Origin of the sequence: Nonomuraea cavernae (genome assembly GCF_014646355.1) — a bacterium.
In the GTDB taxonomy this organism is placed as follows: domain Bacteria; phylum Actinomycetota; class Actinomycetes; order Streptosporangiales; family Streptosporangiaceae; genus Nonomuraea; species Nonomuraea cavernae.
Genome location: NZ_BMNH01000014.1, coordinates 134,473 through 154,161, shown reverse-complemented (window position 1 = coordinate 154,161; position 19,689 = coordinate 134,473). Strand labels below are relative to the sequence as shown.

The 19,689-nt window shown below is 70.4% G+C and carries 18 protein-coding genes; 4 read left to right on the top strand and 14 right to left on the bottom strand.

Features of this window, described 5'->3' with window-relative positions; all coding sequences use genetic code 11:
• Positions 1–94: 94 nt before the first annotated feature.
• The 10 genes from IEY82_RS22675 to IEY82_RS22635 all read right to left on the bottom strand — a co-directional run bounded on the left by IEY82_RS22675 (position 95) and on the right by IEY82_RS22635 (position 10,526).
• Positions 95–2,320, bottom strand: coding sequence for a [protein-PII] uridylyltransferase (locus IEY82_RS22675; protein WP_189126200.1), 2,226 nt, complete (start codon positions 2,318–2,320; stop codon positions 95–97).
• On the bottom strand, positions 2,317–2,463 hold the full coding sequence (locus IEY82_RS22670; RefSeq protein WP_189126199.1) for a hypothetical protein: 147 nt from the start codon (positions 2,461–2,463) through the stop codon (positions 2,317–2,319). Before IEY82_RS22670 ends, IEY82_RS22675 begins: the two co-directional genes overlap by 4 nt.
• A 71-nt stretch (positions 2,464–2,534) precedes the next feature.
• Positions 2,535–2,873, bottom strand: coding sequence for a P-II family nitrogen regulator (locus tag IEY82_RS22665; RefSeq protein ID WP_189126198.1), 339 nt, complete (start codon positions 2,871–2,873; stop codon positions 2,535–2,537).
• On the bottom strand, positions 2,870–4,180 hold the full coding sequence (locus tag IEY82_RS22660) for an ammonium transporter (RefSeq protein WP_189126197.1): 1,311 nt from the start codon (positions 4,178–4,180) through the stop codon (positions 2,870–2,872). The genes IEY82_RS22665 and IEY82_RS22660 overlap by 4 nt, the downstream gene beginning before the upstream one ends.
• A gap of 215 nt (positions 4,181–4,395) precedes the next feature.
• A complete protein-coding gene (locus IEY82_RS22655; RefSeq protein WP_225263492.1) occupies positions 4,396–4,965 on the bottom strand; it encodes a CGNR zinc finger domain-containing protein in 570 nt (189 codons plus the stop codon).
• A gap of 53 nt (positions 4,966–5,018) precedes the next feature.
• The gene (locus IEY82_RS22650) at positions 5,019–5,957 is read right to left on the bottom strand and encodes a sigma-70 family RNA polymerase sigma factor (protein ID WP_189126196.1); all 939 of its coding nucleotides are present in this window, start codon (positions 5,955–5,957) and stop codon (positions 5,019–5,021) included.
• A gap of 103 nt (positions 5,958–6,060) precedes the next feature.
• On the bottom strand, positions 6,061–7,209 hold the full coding sequence (gene hutI / locus IEY82_RS22645; protein WP_189126195.1) for an imidazolonepropionase: 1,149 nt from the start codon (positions 7,207–7,209) through the stop codon (positions 6,061–6,063).
• 99 nt (positions 7,210–7,308) lie between these two features.
• The gene (locus IEY82_RS22640) at positions 7,309–8,631 is read right to left on the bottom strand and encodes a formimidoylglutamate deiminase (RefSeq protein WP_225263495.1); all 1,323 of its coding nucleotides are present in this window, start codon (positions 8,629–8,631) and stop codon (positions 7,309–7,311) included.
• Positions 8,622–9,806 carry an allantoate amidohydrolase gene (locus IEY82_RS39295; RefSeq protein WP_225263496.1) on the bottom strand — a complete coding sequence of 395 codons (1,185 nt, stop codon included), beginning with the start codon at positions 9,804–9,806 and terminating at the stop codon, positions 8,622–8,624. The genes IEY82_RS22640 and IEY82_RS39295 overlap by 10 nt, the downstream gene beginning before the upstream one ends.
• A 33-nt stretch (positions 9,807–9,839) precedes the next feature.
• Positions 9,840–10,526: an SDR family oxidoreductase gene (locus IEY82_RS22635; protein WP_189126193.1), complete on the bottom strand. Its 687-nt coding sequence runs from the start codon at positions 10,524–10,526 to the stop codon at positions 9,840–9,842.
• Between the two features lie 145 nt (positions 10,527–10,671).
• On the opposite strand from IEY82_RS22635, the gene IEY82_RS22630 reads away from it, so the two are divergent.
• On the top strand, positions 10,672–11,028 hold the full coding sequence (locus tag IEY82_RS22630) for a hypothetical protein (RefSeq protein ID WP_189126192.1): 357 nt from the start codon (positions 10,672–10,674) through the stop codon (positions 11,026–11,028).
• A gap of 206 nt (positions 11,029–11,234) precedes the next feature.
• The gene (locus tag IEY82_RS22625) at positions 11,235–12,767 is read left to right on the top strand and encodes an ATP-binding protein (protein WP_225263497.1); all 1,533 of its coding nucleotides are present in this window, start codon (positions 11,235–11,237) and stop codon (positions 12,765–12,767) included.
• Positions 12,768–13,177: 410 nt separating this feature from the next.
• On the opposite strand, the gene IEY82_RS22620 is transcribed toward IEY82_RS22625, so the two are convergent.
• The gene (locus IEY82_RS22620; RefSeq protein WP_189126191.1) at positions 13,178–13,660 is read right to left on the bottom strand and encodes an ATP-binding protein; all 483 of its coding nucleotides are present in this window, start codon (positions 13,658–13,660) and stop codon (positions 13,178–13,180) included.
• A 279-nt stretch (positions 13,661–13,939) separates the two neighbouring features.
• Here IEY82_RS22620 and IEY82_RS22615 point away from each other — a divergent pair, with 279 nt between their 5' ends.
• Positions 13,940–14,770 carry a helix-turn-helix domain-containing protein gene (locus tag IEY82_RS22615; RefSeq protein WP_189126190.1) on the top strand — a complete coding sequence of 277 codons (831 nt, stop codon included), beginning with the start codon at positions 13,940–13,942 and terminating at the stop codon, positions 14,768–14,770.
• Complete coding sequence (locus IEY82_RS22610) at positions 14,752–14,976, top strand: DUF397 domain-containing protein (RefSeq protein WP_189126189.1); 225 nt, start codon at positions 14,752–14,754, stop codon at positions 14,974–14,976. Before IEY82_RS22615 ends, IEY82_RS22610 begins: the two co-directional genes overlap by 19 nt.
• Positions 14,977–15,283: 307 nt before the next feature.
• Here the strand turns inward: IEY82_RS22610 and IEY82_RS22605 are convergent, their stop codons facing one another.
• The 3 genes from IEY82_RS22605 to IEY82_RS22595 form a co-directional block, all read right to left on the bottom strand.
• Entirely contained in the window at positions 15,284–16,117 is an 834-nt protein-coding gene (locus IEY82_RS22605) for a MurR/RpiR family transcriptional regulator (RefSeq protein ID WP_225263498.1), read from the bottom strand.
• A gap of 44 nt (positions 16,118–16,161) precedes the next feature.
• Positions 16,162–17,811 (bottom strand): urocanate hydratase, encoded by a 1,650-nt coding sequence (gene hutU / locus IEY82_RS22600; RefSeq protein ID WP_189126188.1) that lies wholly within the window; start codon positions 17,809–17,811, stop codon positions 16,162–16,164.
• A gap of 85 nt (positions 17,812–17,896) precedes the next feature.
• Positions 17,897–19,618 (bottom strand): ABC transporter ATP-binding protein, encoded by a 1,722-nt coding sequence (locus tag IEY82_RS22595; RefSeq protein ID WP_189126187.1) that lies wholly within the window; start codon positions 19,616–19,618, stop codon positions 17,897–17,899.
• Between the last annotated feature and the right edge of the window lie 71 nt (positions 19,619–19,689).

The following is a 19,689-nucleotide window of genomic DNA, read 5'->3' as shown; positions in this document are numbered from 1 at the left end:
GTCATAAGTCCGCCCCACAAGGTATCCGTAGCATCCGACTTACTACGCAAATCGGGCACAATTGTTATCTAGGTGACCGCCTCGCGCCGTCGGGTCAGCGCAGTGCCGCGAGCACCAGATCGCGGACCTGATTCCGCTGCGCGTCGTCGCTGAGGGGACGTCCGGCGCGATCTACCACATAGAAGACGTCCACCGCCTCCGCGCCGAGAGTCTCCACGCGAGCAGCCCTCACGTCAAGACCGCACTCCCCGAACGCCCGTCCGATGCGCCACAGGAGTCCCGGCCTGTCATGGACCCTGACCTCGATCACGGTGGCGGTCGCGGAGGCGTCGTCCACCAAGGTCACACGGGGTGGAGCCACCGGCACGCGCGGGGGTCTGACGGCCCGCGTCCGGCGGGCCAGGCGCTGCTCGATGTCAAGACGCCCAGCAAGGACGAGACGGAGATCGGATTCGAGCGTGGCGGGGTCGGGCGGCGAGCCGTACTCGGGGACGACGGAGAAGTCGATCACCGCCGTGGAGCCGGCGGACGCGGCCGAGGCGGAGCGGACGATCAGGCGGTGCGCGGCCAGCACGCCGGCGGCGCTCCAGAGCAGGCCCACCCGGTCGGGGGCCACCACCGTGACGGCTCCGCCGTTCACCCGGACCGCGCCGCCGCCGTGCCTGGCCAGCGCGGCCTGCTCGGCCGACAGCACGGGCGCCTTGGGCGGCGGCGAGCCTGACAGGACCGACCTGACCCGGCGCACGAGATCGGCGACCAGCCCGGCCTTCCAGGAGTTCCAGGCGGCGGGGCCCGTGGCGTGACCGTCGGCGATCGCCAGCGCGGCCAGCAGGTCGAGCGCCTCGCGCGAGCCCACCGTGCCCGCGACCTTCTCGATCGTCACCGGGTCGTCCAGGTCGCGGCGGGTCGCCGTCTCGGGCAGCAGCAGGTGGTGGCGCACCACGGTGGCCAGCACGTCCACGTCGGGGCCGGGCAGGCCGAGGCGCGTGGCGATGTCGCGGACCACGACCTCGCCCGTCGCCGAATGGTCACCGGGCCAGCCCTTGCCGATGTCGTGCAGCAGCGCGGCGATCAGCAGCAGGTCGGGGCGCGAGACCTCGCGGGTGTGGCTCGCGGCGTTGGCGGCGGCCTCGATCAGGTGCCGGTCGACGGTGAAGCGGTGGATGGGATTGCGCTGCGGGCGGTGCCGTACGCGCTCCCAGTCAGGAAGGAGTCTGACAAGGATGCCGGCCTGGTCGAGTTCCTCCCACACGGGGACGGCGGCCCGGCCGGCGCCGAGGATCGACACCAGCGAGTCACGGGCCTCGTCAGGCCACGGAACCGGCATCGGGGGCGACTGAGCGGCCAGGACGGACACCGTGGCCGGGGCGAGCGGCAGCCCCGACTCGGCCGCCGCCGCGGCGGCGCGCAGCACCAGCAGCGGGTCCTTGCGAGGGTCGGCGCCCCTGGCGAGCACCACCTCGCCCCCGTGCTCCACCACTCCGTCGGCCAGCGGGCGGCGGCCACGCGGGGCCGGCCCTGACAGCAGCCTGTCAACCGTGCGCCAGGTGGTGTCGAAGGCGTGGGAGATCGTCCGGCCCGCCTCGGCCAGCCGGCGCATCAGCGCCTCGGCGTCGAGCAGGCCCAGCAGCCCCGCGACCGCGTCCTGCTCCTGCAGGACGAGCCGGTCCGCGCCGCGCGCGGTGACGACGTGCAGCGCGTGCCGCACGTCCAGGATGAACTCGTACGCCTCGCGGGCGCGGGGGCCCGGGGCGGAGGCGACCCAGGCCGCCGCGACCGCCTGCATGGCCTGCAGGTCGCGCAGCCCGCCGCGGCCGTCCTTCAGATCGGGTTCGAGCAGGAAGGCCAGCTCGCCACTGACCTGCGCCCGGTGTTCGGCCGCCTCCCGCAGCTCGCCCAGCCGGCGCCGGGAGTCGGCCCGCCATTCGGCGAGCACCGCCTCCCTGGCCTTGCGGGTCAGCTCGGGGTCACCGGCCACGTGCCTGGCCTGGATGAGGCCGAGCACCGCCTTGAGGTCGTCGCGGGCGACGACCACGGCCTGTTCCACGGTCCGCACCGAATGGTCGAGACCGACGGCGGAGTCCCAGATCGGATACCAGACGCGCTCGGCGATCCGGGCCACGTCCGGCCTGCCGTTGTGCAGCAGGACCAGGTCGAGGTCACTGCCCGGAGCGAGCTCACCGCGGCCCAGGCTGCCGACGGCGACCAGGGACACCTGGTCGCCGTCGCTCGCCGTGCGGAAGAGATCCTTGAGCCAGCGGTCGGTGTCCGCGGCCCGCTCCTTGCGAGCCGCGGCATACGAACGGGCTTCACCCCTCAAGACATCTCCTCGCCGAGCTCCACCCGGACACCCGCCCCGTCGCGGGTGTCCTCGCTTCGCTGCGGATCCATCCAGCACAACCTGCCGAGCTCCGCTCGGACGCCCGCCCTGTGACGGATGTCCTCGCTTCGCTGCGGATCCATCCAGCACAACCTGCCGAGCTCCGCTCGGACGCCCGCCCTGTGACGGATGTCCTCGCTTCGCTGCGGATCCATCACAGGGCCTCTGGACCGCGTTCTCCGGTGCGGACGCGGATGACCGTGTCCACGGGCACGGACCAGACCTTGCCGTCGCCGATCTTGCCGGTCTGGGCCGCCTTGACGATGACGTCGATCACGTCCTCGGCGTCATCCTCTTCGATCAGCACCTCGACGCGGACCTTGGGGACCAGGTCGACCTGGTACTCGGCGCCGCGGTAGACCTCGGTGTGGCCGCGCTGCCGGCCGTAGCCGCTGGCCTCGCTGACGGTCATCCCCTTGATGCCGAACTGTTCCAGGGCCGCCTTCACATCATCGAGTTTGAAGGGCTTGATGACGGCCGTGATGAGCCTCATGCGTCCACCTTCTTGGCTGCAGTGGTGACCGGTCCGTTGGAGCTGCTCACGCCGGAGGCGTGAACGGTGCCGAGGTCGTAACCGGTCTCGGCGTGCGTGGTGATGTCGATGCCCGTCTGCTCGTCCTCGGCCGCGATCCGGAAGCCCATCGTCTTGTCGATGATCTTTCCGATGATCCAGGTGACGACGAACGAGTAGCCGCCCACCGCGATCGGCCCCAGCACCTGCAACCCGAGCTGGCCGAAGCCGCCGCCGTAGAACAGGCCCTCGCTCTGGGCGTCCGTGGCGGGGTAGGCGGCGACGAAACCGAGGGCGACGGCGCCGATGACGCCACCGACCAGGTGGACGCCGACCACGTCGAGCGAGTCGTCGTAACCGAGCTTGTACTTGAGCCCGACGGCGTAGGAGCAGGCCGCGCCCGCGATCACGCCGATGAGGGCCGCCGCCCAGGGGTCGACGAAACCACAGGCGGGGGTGATGGCGACCAGACCGGCGACGGCGCCGGAGGCGACACCGAGGCTGGTGGCGTGGCCGTCGCGGAGCTTCTCCGTGACGAGCCAGGCGCCGGCGGCGACGGCGGTGCAGATCTGGGTGTTCATGAACGCGAGGCCGGCGATGCCGTCGACCACGAGCTCGGAGCCCGCGTTGAAGCCGAACCAGCCGAACCACAGCAGGGCCGCGCCGAGCAGCACCAGCGTCAGGTTGTGCGGACGCATCGGCTCCTTGCGCCAGCCCTGCCGCTTGCCGATGATGAGCGCCAGCGCGAGCGCCGCGGCACCGGCGTTGATGTGCACCACGGTGCCGCCGGCGAAGTCCTCGATGCCCATCGTGTTGAGCCAGCCGCCGCCCCAGACCCAGTGCGCGACCGGGAAGTAGACCACGGTGGCCCAGACGACGGTGAAGAGGACCCAGGCGCCGAACTTCGCGCGGTCCGCGATGGCGCCGCTGATCAGCGCGACGGTGATGATGGCGAAGGTCAGCTGGAAGGCCGAGAAGACCAGGCTGGGCATGCCGCTGCCGTCGTCCGCGGTGGCCGTGTTCACCAGGCTCTGCAAGCCGAGGTGCTCAAAACCTCCGACGACGTTGTTGAGCCAGGACATCGGGTTCTCGCTGAAGGCCAGCGAGTGCCCGTAGATCATCCAGGCGATGGTCACTGTGATGATGGCGACGAACGACATCATCATCATGTTCAGGACACTCTTGGCCCTGGTCATGCCCCCGTAGAACAACGCGAGCCCCGGAGTCATCAGCAACACCAACGCGGTGGCTGTGAGCATCCAGGCAGTCGTGCCGGTATCGATCTCCACGGCCGACCCTCCTTACATGTGACGTGTGGGCACAGCGTCTTCGGCCGCCGTTTCGTGGCTCGACCGGGTGTGTTTCACATTCGTGAATCTCGCCGTACTGGTGTTTCGGCAGCGTTTCGGGCTTTTCACACCCCCGCATTTCGGGCAACGCATAGCCAAAGTCGTCGGCTGGACCTGCCCACACGCAGGTTCGGCACGACACTCCGGAGCGGCGCCTACGCGCGTCTCGTACGGAGCTTCTGCCGGTTGCCGCAGCGGCTCATCGAGCACCAGCGGCGGTTGCCCGGCCGTGAGGTGTCAAGGAAGAGGAGGGGGCAACGCTCCCCCGCGCACCTCCGCACCCGCCTGACCAGGGGGCCGCTGAACAGCTCGATGGCGTCACGTGCCACGGCCGACAGGAACTGCGTCGCGGTCACGGGGTAGGACCAGCCGCGCTCCAGCGCGGCGCCGATCACCGGCACGGGCGGCGGCGCGGCCGCGGCCTCGTTGAGCGCCCGGAGGTCCGCGGTGTCGTAGCCCTCTCGCCGGGCGGCCCGCTCGGCGAGGTGCCGGATCGCGCCGCGCAGCCGCTCGGCGGCCACGAGGTCGCCCTGGCCGGCCAGCACATCGCCTTCGACGTCCAGCCGGGAGCGGCCGATCCAGGCCACGAAATCGGCGGGCTCGCGCAGCCGCTCGCCCGGCTCGATTGCGCCGGTGAGCAGGAACTCCAGGCACAGCGTCCCGGCGTCGAACCGGAACCGCTGCCCGTCGAGCGCGGTGAGCGTCATCCCGCCCGCACCATCCACGCGGCGAGCGTAACACCCGACACCGGCTAAACCGGTGTCGGGTGTGAAGAGAGTCAGGCGGCGTTGGCCATCCGCCGCAGCCGGGCCAGCGCGTCACGCTCGATGCGGCGGGCGCGGTCACGGCCGATGCCGTAGCGCTCGCCCACCTCGGTGAGCGTGTGCTCGCGCCCGTCGACCAGCCCGTAACGCCAGCGCAGCATGTCGCGCGTGTCGCCCTCCAGGCCCGTCAGCCACTGGTCGAGCCGCTCGCGCTCCAGGATGTCGATCGCCTGCTGCTCGGGATCGGCCCACGTGTCGTCGGCGATCATGTCGCCCAGCTCGGTCTCGTCCTCGTCGCCCACGCCCAGCTGCAGCGAGACGGGATCGGAGGCCCAGCGGCGCAGCTCGCGCACCCGCTCGATCGGCAGCTCCAGGATCTGCGCGAGGTCGTCGTCGGTCGGCTCGACGTCGAACTCGGCCAGCATGTCGCGGCGCACCCGCATCAGCCTGGTCATCTGCTCACCGGCGTGCGTGGGCAGCCGCACCGGCCGCGCCTGCTCGTGGATGGCCCGCCCCACCGACTGCCTGATCCACCAGGTGGCGTAGGTCGAGAACTTGTAACCCCGCTTGTAGTCGAACTTCTCCACCGCCCGGACCAGCCCCAGGTTGCCCTCCTGGACCAGGTCGATCAGCGGCATCCCGCGCCCCGAGTACTTACGCGCCACGGCCACCACCAGCCGCAGGTTGGCCTGGATGAACTCGTCCTTGGCCCGCTGGCCGGAGACCGCCAGGCGCTCCAGCTCCTCGTCGGCCGCGTCCCCGCAACGCGGCTCCGAACCACCGCTGTCGAGCAGTTGCTCGGCGAAGAGCCCCGCCTCGATGCGCTTGGCCAGCTCCACCTCTTCCTCCGCCGTGAGCAGCGGCACCCGGCCGATCTCCGCCAGGTAGGTCCCCAGCAGGTCGCGATCCGCGACGTGCTGCTCCTGCGTGCGACTCCCCGTAGGCCTTGCCATCCCCTGGCACCTCGTTCCGCAGCTCCGTCTTATATCCGGCCAACGTCCGGCCCGATGCAAAGATTCCCTAAAGGACTACGACCAGCGGAGGGTTCTGGATGTCCTACTCAAGGAGGAGACCGCCTTGGAACACCTGGTGGACGAGGGGGACACCAGGTCGATAGGCCAGGTGGGTGTAGGAAGGGGCGTCGAGGACCACGAGGTCGGCGCGTGCTCCCGGCCCCAGCCAGCCTACGTCCGCGCGGCGCAGCGCGCGTGCCCCGCCGTACGTCGCGGCTCTGATCGCCTCCAGCGGCGTCATGCGCATCTCCCGTACGGCCAGCGCGACGCAGAACGGCATCGACGACGTGAACGACGAGCCCGGGTTGCAGTCGGTGGCCAGCGCGACGGTCACCCCGGCGTCGATCAGCCGGCGGGCGTCGGGGTAGGGCGAGCGGGTGGAGAACTCCGCGCCCGGCAGCAGCGTCGCCACGGTGCCCGACGAGGCGAGCGCGTCGACGTCGGCCGCGCTCAGGTGGGTGCAGTGGTCGGCCGAGGCCGCTCCCAGCTCGCAGGCGATCCGCACGCCGGGCCCCTCGGTGAGCTGGTTGGCGTGCACCCGGGCCAGCAGCCCCGCCTTGATGCCCGCGCCCAGGATCTCGCGGGTCTGGTCGCCGTCGAACGCGCCGCGCTCGCAGAAGACGTCCACCCACTTCGCGTACGGCGCGCAGGCCGCCAGCATCTCGCCCGTGACGAGCCGCACGTAGTCGTCGGCCGTGACGCCGTCGGGCACGAGGTGCGCGCCGAGGTAGGTGGTCTCGTCGGTCAGCCCGGTGGCGATCTCCAGCGAACGGCGCTCGTCCTCGACGCTCAGCCCGTAGCCGCTCTTGATCTCGACGGTCGTGGTGCCCTGCGCCAGCATCTCGGCGACCAGGGCGGCGGCGCGGGTGGCCAGCTCGGCGTCACCGGCCCGCCGGGTGGCGGCGACCGTGGTGCGGATGCCGCCTCCGGTGTAGGCCTGGCCGGCCATCCGGGCCTCGAACTCGGCGGTCCGGTCACCGGCGAAGACGAGATGGGCGTGGCTGTCGACGAAGCCGGGGATCACGCACCGGCCTCCGGCGGCGATCCGCCGGTCGGCCGCGGGCGCCCGGCCGGCCGGGCCGAGCCAGGCGACCAGGCCGTCCTCCAGGACCAGCGCGGCGTCCCGGATCTCCTCACGCGCGGGGTCACCCGTGTAGAGCAGCCCGATCCCGTCGATCAGCGTCGTGGTCATCCCACCCGTCCCATCGTCTCGCCCAGCAGGTCATCCCACCGGTCCGATCGCCTCGCCCAGCAGGTCATCCCATCCGTCCCATCGTCTCGCCCAGCGGGGTCATCGCACCCGTCCGATCGCCTCACCCAGCAGGGCGCCGATGTCACCCAGCCGGTGCCGCCCCTCGGTCACCACGCGGCGCCCGCCGGAGATCACCGAGTGCACGTCCGCCGCCGTGGCCGCGAACACCACGGCCTCCAGGCCGGTCGTGCCCGCCGTACGGACCGAGTCGAGGCGGACGGAGACCAGGTCGGCCCACGCGCCGGGCATGAGCTGCCCGGCGTCGGGGAAGCCGAGGGAGGCGTGGCCCCTGCCGGTGGCGGCGGTCAGCAGCTCGGCCGCCTGCCAGTGGCCGCGCCGCTCGGTGGCCAGCCGCTCGTCCAGCTCGACCGCGCGGGCCTCCTCGAACAGGTCGATCACCGCGTGGCTGTCGGAGCCCAGCGTGAGCGGCGACCCCTGGTCGTACAACGCCCTGGCCGGGCCGATGCCGTCGGCCAGGTCGCGCTCGGTGGTGGGGCACATGCAGACGTGGGTGCCCGACTGGCCGAGCAGGCCGATGTCGGCGTCGCTCAGGTGGGTGGCGTGCACGGCCGTGGAACGCGGTCCGAGCAGGTCGTTCTCGTACAGCACCCGCACGGGCGTCGCCCCGTACGCGTGCTCGCAGGCGGTGTTCTCGGCGCGCTGCTCGGAGACGTGCGCGTGCAGCGGCGCGGCGTGGCGGCGGGCGAACTCCGCGACCATCGGCATCTGCCCGGCCGGCACCGCGCGCACCGAGTGGACCGCCGCGCCGATCTCCACGTCGGGCCGCCCCTCGTACGCGGCGGCCAGCATCTCGGCGCGGGCCGCCCAGTCTCCGACGTCGCCGTCGCCGAAGCGCGTCTGCGGGCCCTCCAGCGGGACGCCGATGCCGCCCGTCAGGTAGCAGGCGTCGAGCAGCGCGATCCGCAGCCCCGCCTCACGCGCGGCCTGCACGAGCGCGTGCCCCATCGTGTTCGGGTCGTCGTACGGCACCCCGCCCGGCCCGTGGTGCAGGTAGTGGAACTCCCCCACGCAGGTCACCCCGGCCAGGGCCATCTCGGCGTAGACGGCTCGGGCCAGCGCCAGGTAGCCGTCGGGGTCGAGCCGGGCGGCCACCTCGTACATCCGCTCCCGCCAGGTCCAGAAGTCGCCGCTGCCCGCCTGGGTGGCTCCGCGCAACGCCCGGTGGAACGCGTGCGAGTGGGCGTTGGCCAGACCGGGGATGGTGAGCCCGGCCAGCCGTTCGGCCCCTCCGGGCTCCCCCTGCCGGACCTGGACGACGTGCGTCCCCTCGATCTCGACGAGCACGCCCTCGGTGACGCCGCCGGGCAGCCACGCCTGCTCGCACCAGTAGGTCAGCGGCACAGGTCCTCCAGCACGGTCGCGAGCGCGGCGACTCCCGCCTCGCAGTCCGCCCGTTCGGCGTGCTCGTGCGGCGAATGGGAAACGCCGGTGGGGTTGCGTACGAACACCATCGCGCTCGGCACACCCGCCGAGGCCAGGATCCCGGCGTCGTGCCCGGCTCCGGTCGGCAGGATCGGCACCGGCCCGCCGCCTTCGCTCGTGGAGCCGATCAGATCGGCGAGCCGGTCTCTCAGCGGCTCGTCGAAGTCGACCACCGGCGTCCAGGACTCCTCGCTCACCTGCGCCCCCTCTGCCAGCTCGGCCAGCTCGGTCACCAGGTCGAGGACGTCTCGTTCGGCGGCCCCTCGCGCGTCGAGCCAGGCCGAGACCAGGCCGGGCACGGCGTTGGCGTTGCCGGGCGAGACCCGGACCTTGCCGACGGTGGCCACGACACCGCGCCGCGCCGCCGCCTCGCGGGCCGCCAGGACCATCCGGGCGAACGGCAGCATCGGGTCGTCGCGGTCTTCCAGCCGGGTGGTGCCGGCGTGGTCGGCCCGGCCGCGGAAGTCGAACCGCCATCTGCCGTGCGGCCAGATCGCGGCCGCCACCCCGACGGGGCTGCCCTGGGCGTCGAGCCCGCGCCCCTGCTCGACGTGGAGCTCGACGAAGGCGCCCACGGTGGCGAGGGTCTCGTCGTCGCGCCCGAGCGCGCGCGGGTCGCGACCGGTCCGGATGAGGACGTCGGCCAGCGTGTCGCCCTCGTCGTCGGTCAGGCCCAGCGCCCGGCCGGGGTCGAGGACGCCGGTGAGCAGCCTCGACCCCACGCAGGGGACGCCGAACCGGGCGCCCTCCTCGTCGGTGAAGCACGCGACGCCCAGCGGCCTGCCCGGCGGGACGCCACGCTCCCACAGCAGGTCGAGGGCGGCGAAGGCGGACACCACGCCGAGCGGGCCGTCGAACGCGCCGCCCTGCCGTACCGAGTCGAGATGGCTGCCCGTGACCACGCCGGGCTCGCGCGACGGGTCTCCCCACCAGGCCCAGAGGTTGCCGTTGCGGTCCTCGCGCAGGTCGAGCCCCCGTTTCGCCGCCTCCCCCCGGAACCACTCGCGCAGCTCCAGGTCGGCGGCCGACCAGGCGTCTCTGACGTAGCCGTTGGTGGAGGGATCACGCCCGATGTGCGCGAGTTCGTCAAGCATGGACCCACTGTAGTGAATGAATCCATTCAGCCGTCAGTTGACCGGGCCGCCGCGAGGGCGCAGCATCAGCTCGGTCAGCTGGGCGTCGGGGCCGGCGTTGATCGCGGCCAGCACGGCCCTGGCGACGGTCTCCGGCCGCAGGTAGCGGTCGGGCTCGTACGCGCCACCCTCCTGCGCGCGCACGGCGCGCTGCATGTCGGTGTCGACACGCCCCGGGTAGACGCTCGTCACCCGCAGCGCCGGCTCTTCCTGGCGCAGCGCGTCGGCGAAGGCCCGCAACGCGAACTTGGTCGCCGCGTAGGCCCCCCAGCCCGGGTTGGCACGCAGGCCCGCCCCGGAGTTGACGCACACCACATGGCCACCGGCCGCCCGGAGCGCGGGCAGCAGCAGGCGGGTGAGCTCGGCGACGGCGATCACGTTGAGCTCCATCGCGTCGCGCCACGCGTCGGCGGGCAGCTCGGCGACCCGGCCGAGCGGGCTGATCCCGGCGCTGTGCACGAGCACGTCGACCCGCTCGACGCCCTCGACATCGGCCGGGGAGAGCTCGGTCAGCTCCACCGGCCAGGGCCGCGCGTCGGGAAACTCACCGGCCAGCTCGCTCAGCGCGTGCTCGTCCCGGCCGCCCAGAATGAGGTGGTGCGTCGGCGCCAGCACCCGGGCAATAGCCTCGCCCACCCCTCGCGAAGCACCGGTGACCAGCGCCGTCGGTCGTTCAGTCATGGCCGACAGCTTATGACCTTGAAGTTCGAGCTCCTCAAGGTCGGGGTCACGGCCGTTCCAAGATCATGAGTTGAGGCCGAGGTTAGTGAATGGCCTGCTCATGTAGCGGCAGGCCCAGCGCGCGAGTACCGACCGTAAGCAGGCTGTGCACGCCCGGCTCAAGCACATGCTCGCCGCCGAGCTGTACGGAAACGAACGCGTACCCCAGTTGGACACCGACTTCGCCGACATCATGTGCAAGGGGGCGGACGAACTCGGCTTCTACGTGATCTCCATGCAGGATGCCGACACCTACGCCGAGCTGCGCGCCCTGGCCCCTCAGCTCCTGGAAGCCGAATGGGCCAGCGCCCAGGAGATCGACCGCCTCTTCCTGGTGCTGCCGAAGGAGCCACAAGACCTGTGGGCGGTCAAGGTCGTCAAGCGGCTCTTCGACGTCTCGATCATCTGGAGGACCGAAACGGGCTGGGCCGGCCCTTCAGCGGACGCCGCTCTGGGGCGGTGACTGTGTGAAACTCACTGGGCCACACCTCTGAGCAGCGCCGCCCGGACCCACTCAGTCTCCGCTGTCGTCCCTCCTGGACAGGAGCCATGTGAATCCATTGTCCCAGACATTCAGCGGCAAGGTGATGACACAATGTGACCGTGCGGAAACCCCGAGCGAAATACTTCAATACCACCGGACCGTGCAGCCCACAGCACCACTACATCTTGCCTCCCACGCAACGGCTCCCCGAGGCGCGCGAGCTCATCGAGATGGACCGCTACTTCGTGCTGCACGCGCCCCGGCAGACCGGCAAGACCACCATGCTGCGCACCTTGGCGTCCGAGCTGACCGCCGAGGGCGACATCGCCGCCCTGATGTTCTCCTGCGAGCGCGCCAAGTCGGCCGGTGACGACTACGCCGCCGCAGAGTCGCTTCTGCTGGATTCCCTCCGCGAGGCCGCCGCGCGGTCGGGATGGCCGAAGAAACTGCTCCCGCCGGATTCCTGGCCGCAGGTCACGCCCGGCGCCCGGTTCGGTTCGGCGCTGAGCGAGTGGTGCCGCCGCTGCCCGCGCCGCGTGGTGCTGCTCCTCGACGAGATCGACGCCCTGCAGGGCAACAGCATGGTCAGCATCCTCAGCCAGCTCCGCCACGGCCACAACGCCCGGCATGAGGGCCAACCGTTCCCCGCATCCGTGGTGCTGTGCGGGCTGCGCGACCTGCGTGACTACAAGGTCGCCTCGGGTGGCGAGCCCGGCAGGTCGAATCCGGCCAGCCCGTTCAACATCGTCGCCAAGTCGCTACGCCTGGGCGACTTCACCGCCGACGACATCGCCGAGCTCTACGGTCAGCACACTCAGCAGACCGGCCAGGAGTTCACCAAGGACGCGGTGGAGCGGGTGTTCGAGCTGACGCAGGGCCAGCCGTGGCTGGTCAACGCTCTGGCCCATGAGGTCGTCTTCGAGATGGGCGTGACCGGCGCCGTCACCGCCGGGCAGGTGGAAGACGCCAAGGAACGGTTGATCCGGACGCGTGCCACACATCTGGACTCTGTGATGGCCCGGCTACACGAGCCGCGGGTCAAGCGGGTGATGGAGCCGGTCGTGGCCGGGACCTTCCCCCACATCGACCCCGCCTTCTCCGACGACCTGTCCTACGCACGCGACCTGGGCCTGATCAAGCAGAAACCCCCGCTCGAAGTGGCGAACCCGATCTACCGGGAGGTCATTCTGCGAGTGCTCGGAGACCCGTCGGAACAGTACGTGATGGCCGACCCGCGCAGCTTCGTGCTGCCGGACGGCCGGTTCGACCTGCCGCGCCTGCTGGAGGAGTTCGTCGTCTTCTGGCGCGAGCACGGCGAGGTGCTGGTCCGCCAGGAGGGCTACCATGAGGCCGCCTGCCAGATCATCCTCATGGCCTTCCTGCACCGGCTGGTCAACGGCGGAGGCTACCTCGACCGGGAGTACGCCGCCGGTACCAAACGCCTGGACGTGCTCGTCCGCTGGCCCTACACGAGCCCCGACGGCGAACGCCTGATGCAGCGCGAGGCCATGGAACTGAAGGTCTGGCGAGCAGGCGAGCACGACCCGGCACCCGACGGCCTCGCCCAGCTCGACCGCTACCTGGACCGCCTCACCCTCTCCACCGGCGCACTGGTGATCTTCGACCGCCGCCTCGAGGCCCCGCCCTGGCAGGAACGAGGCGGCTTCGAACAGACGACCACACCCTCCGGCCGCCAGGTCACCGTCCTGCGCGTGTGACGGGCGCCCGAGTTTCCGGTCAGAACCAATCCCGCCCGGCCTGATCCGCCAATCTCAGCGGTCTCCCGCATCTCCCGCTTACAAGAGATCGTGAGTTCCAGTCACCGAAGGGCTGCTTTCACCTCAACGGGCTTCGCCTCTGAGCATCGCCGCCCAGACCCGCTCAGCCTCCGCTGTCGTGGTCCACACCGTCTCGTGGATCACGCCCTTGACAGATCGCCGGATGAACGCGAGCCCGCCTGCGACACAGAACTCGTAACAGGGCGCGCAACCGCTGCAGGTGTGCTCGCGCACCCGGACCCGGACGCACCGGGCAGTGGGAGTCGCCCAGGCGATCCGTTCATGTCCCTCCTGGACAGGAGCCACGTGAAGGCCGTGATACTCCTCCAACAGGTCTCGTACCCCGCTCATCACCGACCCGCCGTACGAGGCAGCGCGAACCAGATCGCCTTACCCGCCAGCCCAGGACACGTGGCGAACCCCTGCGGAATGCAGCCGTAGAGCCCACCCGACAACTCCGCCACGATCAGCAGCCCCCGCCCATGCTCGGCCTGAGCATCCGTCCCCCGGCGCACCGGGAGAACAGCTCCCGCGTCGACCACCATGCACACCACTTCGACCGGATCGACCCGTATCACCAGTTCGTACGGCGCGTCACCGTGCAGAACCGCGTTCGTGACCAGCTCACTGACCATCAGCACGGCGTCGTCCACCAGATCCCGCCCCAGACCGACCAGCAGAAGCACGCGCCGGACGAGGTCACGGGCATCACCGACCGCACGAGCGTCATCCCGAAGCCGCCACACCATGCTCTGCCCGACAGAGCCTGAACGCTCCGCCACCGCAGCGGCCTTCGCCGATTGCGCGACTCCCGACGCGATCTCACCGAACAAGGGAGCTTTTCCGTGCATTTTTATCCTTTTCTATGGAAGTCGATTTTCTCCTGCTCTAGGCATGTCACCAAGTTTCCGCCTGCAGCGTTGCGCCGTCCATTTCCTGTCACGATTAGAGATCGAGCGGAAATCTTTGACTTTCAGTCTGCCCAGGTGAAGACTTATCTTGCAGAAGAAATCAGCGCACAATCGAGTCCCAAAACCGCCCTTCAATTGGGGCTTGTTGTCAACATTTGTCAAGACCCGTCAAATTGTCGGGGAGACAGGTGAAGGATGGTCATGGGCAACGACCTTGATCCGCGTCTAACACCAGTTCAGCGCTTCGGCAGAGAGCTAGCCCGAACACGTCGGGAGCACGAACTGACACAGTCAGCTCTTGGCAAGCGCCTGGACTGCTCGTCATCGCTCGTCGCACATATCGAAAAGGGGGATCGGAAGCCGAAGCCGGATTTCGCCGCGGGCTGTGACCAGGTGTTCAGGACAGGCGACCGCTTCGCACGCCTGTGTCGCGGCATCACATCGCCGTCCGGGCCAGGCTGGTACCTCCGATGGACGGACGAGATCGAGCCCTCGGCGCGCGTTCTCAGAAGCTGGGATCCGCTCTTGATCCCCGGCTTGCTCCAGATCGAGGACTACGCCAGAGCCATCTTTCGAGGCGGTCTCGCGGGGAACTCAGATCGAGAGGTTGAGGATGGCGTCAGCGCTCGCATGCACCGCCAGCTCATCCTCGACACCGAAGCACCGCCCACGCTGTGGGTCCTCATTGACGAGCTGGTGCTTCGTCGCCCTGTCGGGGGTCCGCACGTCATGGCCGCGCAACTGGAGCATCTCCTTGCCGTTGCCGACCACCCCTACATCACGGTGCAAGTCGTCCCCTTCGACACTCCGTGTACTGCCGGCCTACTGTCCAGCTTCATCATCGCTGAGCTACCGGACAGCCCCACGGCTGTATCGGTGGACTCCGCTGGTAGAGGCGAGGTGTCAGCTGAACACGACTTCGTTGCGCTGATCTGGGATAGATATGACAAACTACGAGCAGAGGCGTACCGTCCCGGACAGTCTCTAGAGATGATCGAGGAAGCCCGAGACCAATGGAAGCTCAAGACCTAATCCATGCGGACCTCCACCGGGCGGCATGGAGGAAGAGTTCCCACAGCGGCGACAACGGCGGAAACTGTGTCGAGGTCGCCGGCAATCTCCCCGGAATCGTCGCCGTGCGTGACAGCAAGAACCCGAACGGCCCCGCGCTCGTCTTCACTCCAGGCGAGTGGCGAGCCTTCCTCAGCGGTGTCAAGCTCGGCGAGTTCGACGCATAGTCTGATTGCCCTCGGACAGCGAGACTCTTGTCATCCCTTCGAGGGGATATGAACCCTTGTATATCGTGTTCGCAAGCGCCTGACCGTTTCCGATGGTCAGGCGCTTATTTGTTCGTGAAGCACCCGCTTCAAGCGTATGCGGATCTCGTCCGAGAGTGTCATGTCGGAGAGCTGGGCTCTGGGGTAGTCAGCGGTGACCAACTCGGCCAGTTCTCCGCGAGGTTGGACAACCGGCATGGGGGAGACTCTCGCGGACAGTGATCGTCACCAAGGACCGCCTGAAGAGAGCAGCCGGCCGTTGCGGTCGTTACGACGGCTGGCCGGGGAGGAAGGTGCCGGCCTCGTCGGTCATCCGCTCGTACTCCTCCAGCCGGGCCCGGGTGCGCAGGGGCGCCGCGTCGGCCATGGCCTCCACCAGGGCCATGGCCAGGGCCAGGGGCGCCGCGTGCGAGTCGAACACCAGCCGGTCGCCCAGCGGGGCGGCGAGCACCATGTCGCCGGGAAAATCCGGCTTGTCGGTGATGACCGCCGTCTTCAGGCCCAGCTTCGCGGCGTACTCCAGCGCCTGCACCGCTTCCACCGGATACCGGGGCAGCACCACCGCCACCATCCACTCCGCCCCGGCGCGCCGCGCGGCGTGCAGCCCGTCGGCCAGCTCCGACCCACCGTGCGTCAGCAGCCGCACGTCGGGATGGATCCGCCGCGCGTAGTAGGCGAAGGTGGTGGCCAGCCCCGACGACACCCGCAGCCCGAGCACGGGCAGCGGGTCGGTGGCGGCCAGCGACTCCCCCAGCTCGCGCAGCGGGAGGTGCGCCAGCCGGTCGCGCACCACCGTCAGGTTGCGGATCTCGTCGTCGACGGCGCTCCTCAGCACGCTCTCCTGCGGCACGTCGGGCAGGCCGCCCATCACCAGCGGCCGCAACGCCTGGCGCAGCTCCGGATAGCCGGCGAAGCCGAGCACCATGGCGAACCGGGTCACCGACGGCTGGCTCACGCCCGCCCGCTCCGCCAGCTCGACGCTGGACAGGAAGATGGCCTCGTCGAGATGCTCCGACAGGTAATGCGCGATCCTGCGCTGGACGGGCGAGAGCCTGCGCCCGGCCAGCAAGCTGTCCATCCCGCTCTGGTAGCCGCTGGTCACACGAGCTCCAACGTCACCAACTGCTGTTTCTCATCCCGTCGGCCTCAGGATTCGCGCATCGGGATGCGGACCCCGCGCTCGGCGGCCACCTCGGCGGCCTCCTCGTAGCCGGCGTCGACGTGCCGCATCACACCCGTCCCGGGGTCGTTGGTGAGCACCCGGTTGAGCTTCTCCCGGGCCAGCGCGGTGCCGTCGGCGACCGTGACCTGACCGGCGTGGATCGACCGGCCGATGCCGACGCCGCCGCCGTGGTGGATCGACACCCACGACGCGCCCGAGGCCGTGTTGAGCATGGCGTTGAGCAGCGGCCAGTCGGCGATCGCGTCGGAGCCGTCGGCCATGGCCTCGGTCTCGCGGTAGGGGGAGGCGACCGAGCCGCTGTCGAGGTGGTCGCGGCCGATCACCACGGGCGCCTTGAGCTCACCAGCCGCCACCATGTCGTTGAACCGCTCGCCCGCCCGGTCGCGCTCGCCGTAGCCGAGCCAGCAGATGCGCGCCGGCAGCCCCTGGAAGCGCACCTTCTCCCCGGCCTTCCTGATCCATCTGGCCAGCGGCTCGTTCTCGGGGAAGAGCTCCAGGATCGCCCGGTCGGTGGCGGCGATGTCGGCGGGGTCGCCGCTGAGCGCGGCCCACCGGAACGGGCCCTTGCCGGCGCAGAACAGCGGCCTGATGTAGGCGGGCACGAACCCGGGGAAGTCGAAGGCCCGCTGGTAGCCGGCCAGCCGGGCCTCGCCGCGGATGGAGTTGCCGTAGTCGAAGACCTCGGCGCCGCCGTCCTGGAAACCGACCATGGCCTCCACGTGCCGGGCCATCGACTCGCGGGCCCGCTGGGTGAACCCGGCAGGGTCCTTGTCGCGCTCGGTGGCCATGTCCTCGAAGGCCACGCCCAGCGGCAGGTACATCAGCGGGTCGTGGGCGGAGGTCTGGTCGGTGACGATGTCGATCTCGGCGCCGCGGGCCAGCAGGTCCGGCAGGGCCTCGGCGGCGTTGCCGACCACGCCGATCGACAGTGGCCTGCGGGCGTCGCGGGCCTCGTAGGCCAGCCGCAACGCCTCCTCCAGGGACGCCGCCTGGACGTCGAGGTAGCCGTGCTCGATGCGCCGCGTGACCGACCGGGGGTCGCAGTCGACGCAGACGGCGACGCCGCCGTTCATGGTGACCGCGAGCGGCTGCGCGCCGCCCATGCCGCCGAGGCCGGCGGTCAGCGTGATGGTGCCGGCCAGCGACCCGCCGAAGCGCTTGGCGGCGACCGCCGCGAACGTCTCGTACGTGCCCTGCAGGATGCCCTGGGTGCCGATGTAGATCCACGAGCCCGCGGTCATCTGGCCGTACATGGTCAGCCCGGCCGCCTCCAGCCGCCGGAACTCCTCCCAGTTGGCCCAGTCGGGCACCAGGTTGGAGTTGGCGATGAGCACCCTGGGCGCCCACTCGTGCGTGCGGAAGACGCCGACCGGGCGACCTGACTGGACGAGCAGCGTCTCGTCGCCCTCCAGCGTGGTGAGCGTCCTGACCAGCGCGTCGTACGACGGCCAGTCGCGGGCCGCCCGGCCCGAGCCGCCGTAGACGACCAGCTGCTCGGGGTGCTCGGCGACCTCCGGGTCCAGGTTGTTCTGGAGCATCCGGAGCGCGGCCTCCTGCGGCCACCCCTTGGCGGTGATCGTCGTGCCTCGCGGCGCGCGCACGGTGCGGCTCATGCGTCCTCCTGAATGAACACATTCATCTACGTCTCTGGCAGAGTACAACTCCTCACGCCACGGGGAAGTGGGTGGTGGTCCGTCCTCACGTCACGAGGAACTGGGTGGCCGCCAGCTCGCGGTAGAGCTCGTCCTGGCCGATCAGCTCCTCGTGGGTGCCAACGGCCCGCACCCCGCCCGCGTCCATGACCACGATGCGGTCGGCGTTGGTCACCGTCGAGAGCCGGTGGGCGATGACGAGGACCGTGGTCTCCGCCGCCACCTCCGCGATGACCTCGCGCAGCCGTAACTCGTTGACCGCGTCGAGCTGGGACGTGGCCTCGTCGAGCAGGAGCAGCCGGGGCTTGCGCAGCAGCGCCCGGGCGATCGCGACCCGCTGCCGCTCGCCGCCCGACAGCAGCACGCCGCGGTGACCGACGGCGGTGTCGAGCCCCTCGGGCAGCCTGGCCACCAGGTCGTCGAGGCGGGTGCGGGTGAGCGCGCGGCGCAGCTCCTCGTCGGTGGCGTGCCGGGCGGCGAAGAGGAGGTTCTCCCTGAGGGTGCCCGCGAGCACCGGGGCGTCCTGCTCGACGTAGCCCAGAGCGCCGCGCAGCTCGCCGAGGGGCCAGTCGCGGATGTCGCGCCCGCCGACCGTGATCGTGCCCTCCTGGTGCTCGTAGAAGCGTTCGAGCAGGGCGAACACGGTGGACTTGCCCGCGCCTGACGGCCCGACGAGCGCCGTCAGCCCGCCGGGCGGCACCTCGAAGCCGACTCCGTCGTGCACGAGCGGCCGGTCGTCGCCGTACCTGAAGACCACGTTCTCGAACCGCACGCCCACGGGCTCGGCCGAGGCGGGAGGCGGCACCTCGACGGTCTCGCCGGGCAGGTTCTCGATCTCCCTGATCCGCGTCATCGCCGCCAGGCCCTGCTGCAGCTGCACCGCGCCCTCGACCAGTTGGCCGATCGGCGCGACCAGGTAGAACAGGTAGAGCAGGAACGCGATCAGCGACGACACCTCGAGCGCGCCCGAGGCGACCCGCGCGCCGCCCACGGCGAGCACGCACAGGAACGCGATCTGCACCGCCATCCAGGTCGCCACTCCGGCCAGCGAGGTCCATCCGGCCACCTGCAGGCCGCGGTCGCGGGCGCGCACGGCGGCCTCGCCGACCACGCCGATCTCACGCGCCTCGGCCCCGCTGGCCTTGACCGTGCGATAGGACTGCAGGGCCCGGTCGAGCACCGCGCCCATCTCGCCCACGGCCTCCTGGGCCTCCTTCTGCGCCCGCTGGATCCTGGGCATGATCAGGCCGACCAACCCGCCGATCACCATCACCACGAGCAGCGTGACCAGCAGCAGCACGCCGTCCATGGCCGCCATCAGCACGATCGCGCCGACCAGCATGAACACCGAGCCGATCGAGCCCACGATCCCGTCGGTCAGCACGGCCCGCAGCAGCGTCGTGTCACCGGTCACCCGCGACAGCAGGTCGCCGGGCTTGAGCCGGTCCACGTCGGCCACCCTGAGCCTGAGCATCCGGTCGACGAGCCGGCGCCGGGCGCCGAGCACGATGCCCTCGCCCGTGCGTTCCATCAGGTAGTTGCCTCCGGCCGAGACCACCGCTCCGACGAGCACGGCGACGGTCAGCCCGATGAGGGGCCCGGCCATCGACGCGTCCTGGCCGAAGGCGTCCACGACGTACTTGGCCAGCAGCGGCATGGATAACCCGGCCGCCGACCCGATCAGGCCCAGCAGCCCGCCGATCAGCAGAATCCTGCGATGCGGACGGATGTGGGCGAGCAGCTCCTTGATCACTGTTTCCCCTCTCACGGCGAATCCCCGAAACCCCCAACGATCGGCGGGTACCGATCCGCACCGGTCAACCTAGATTGACGACCTGA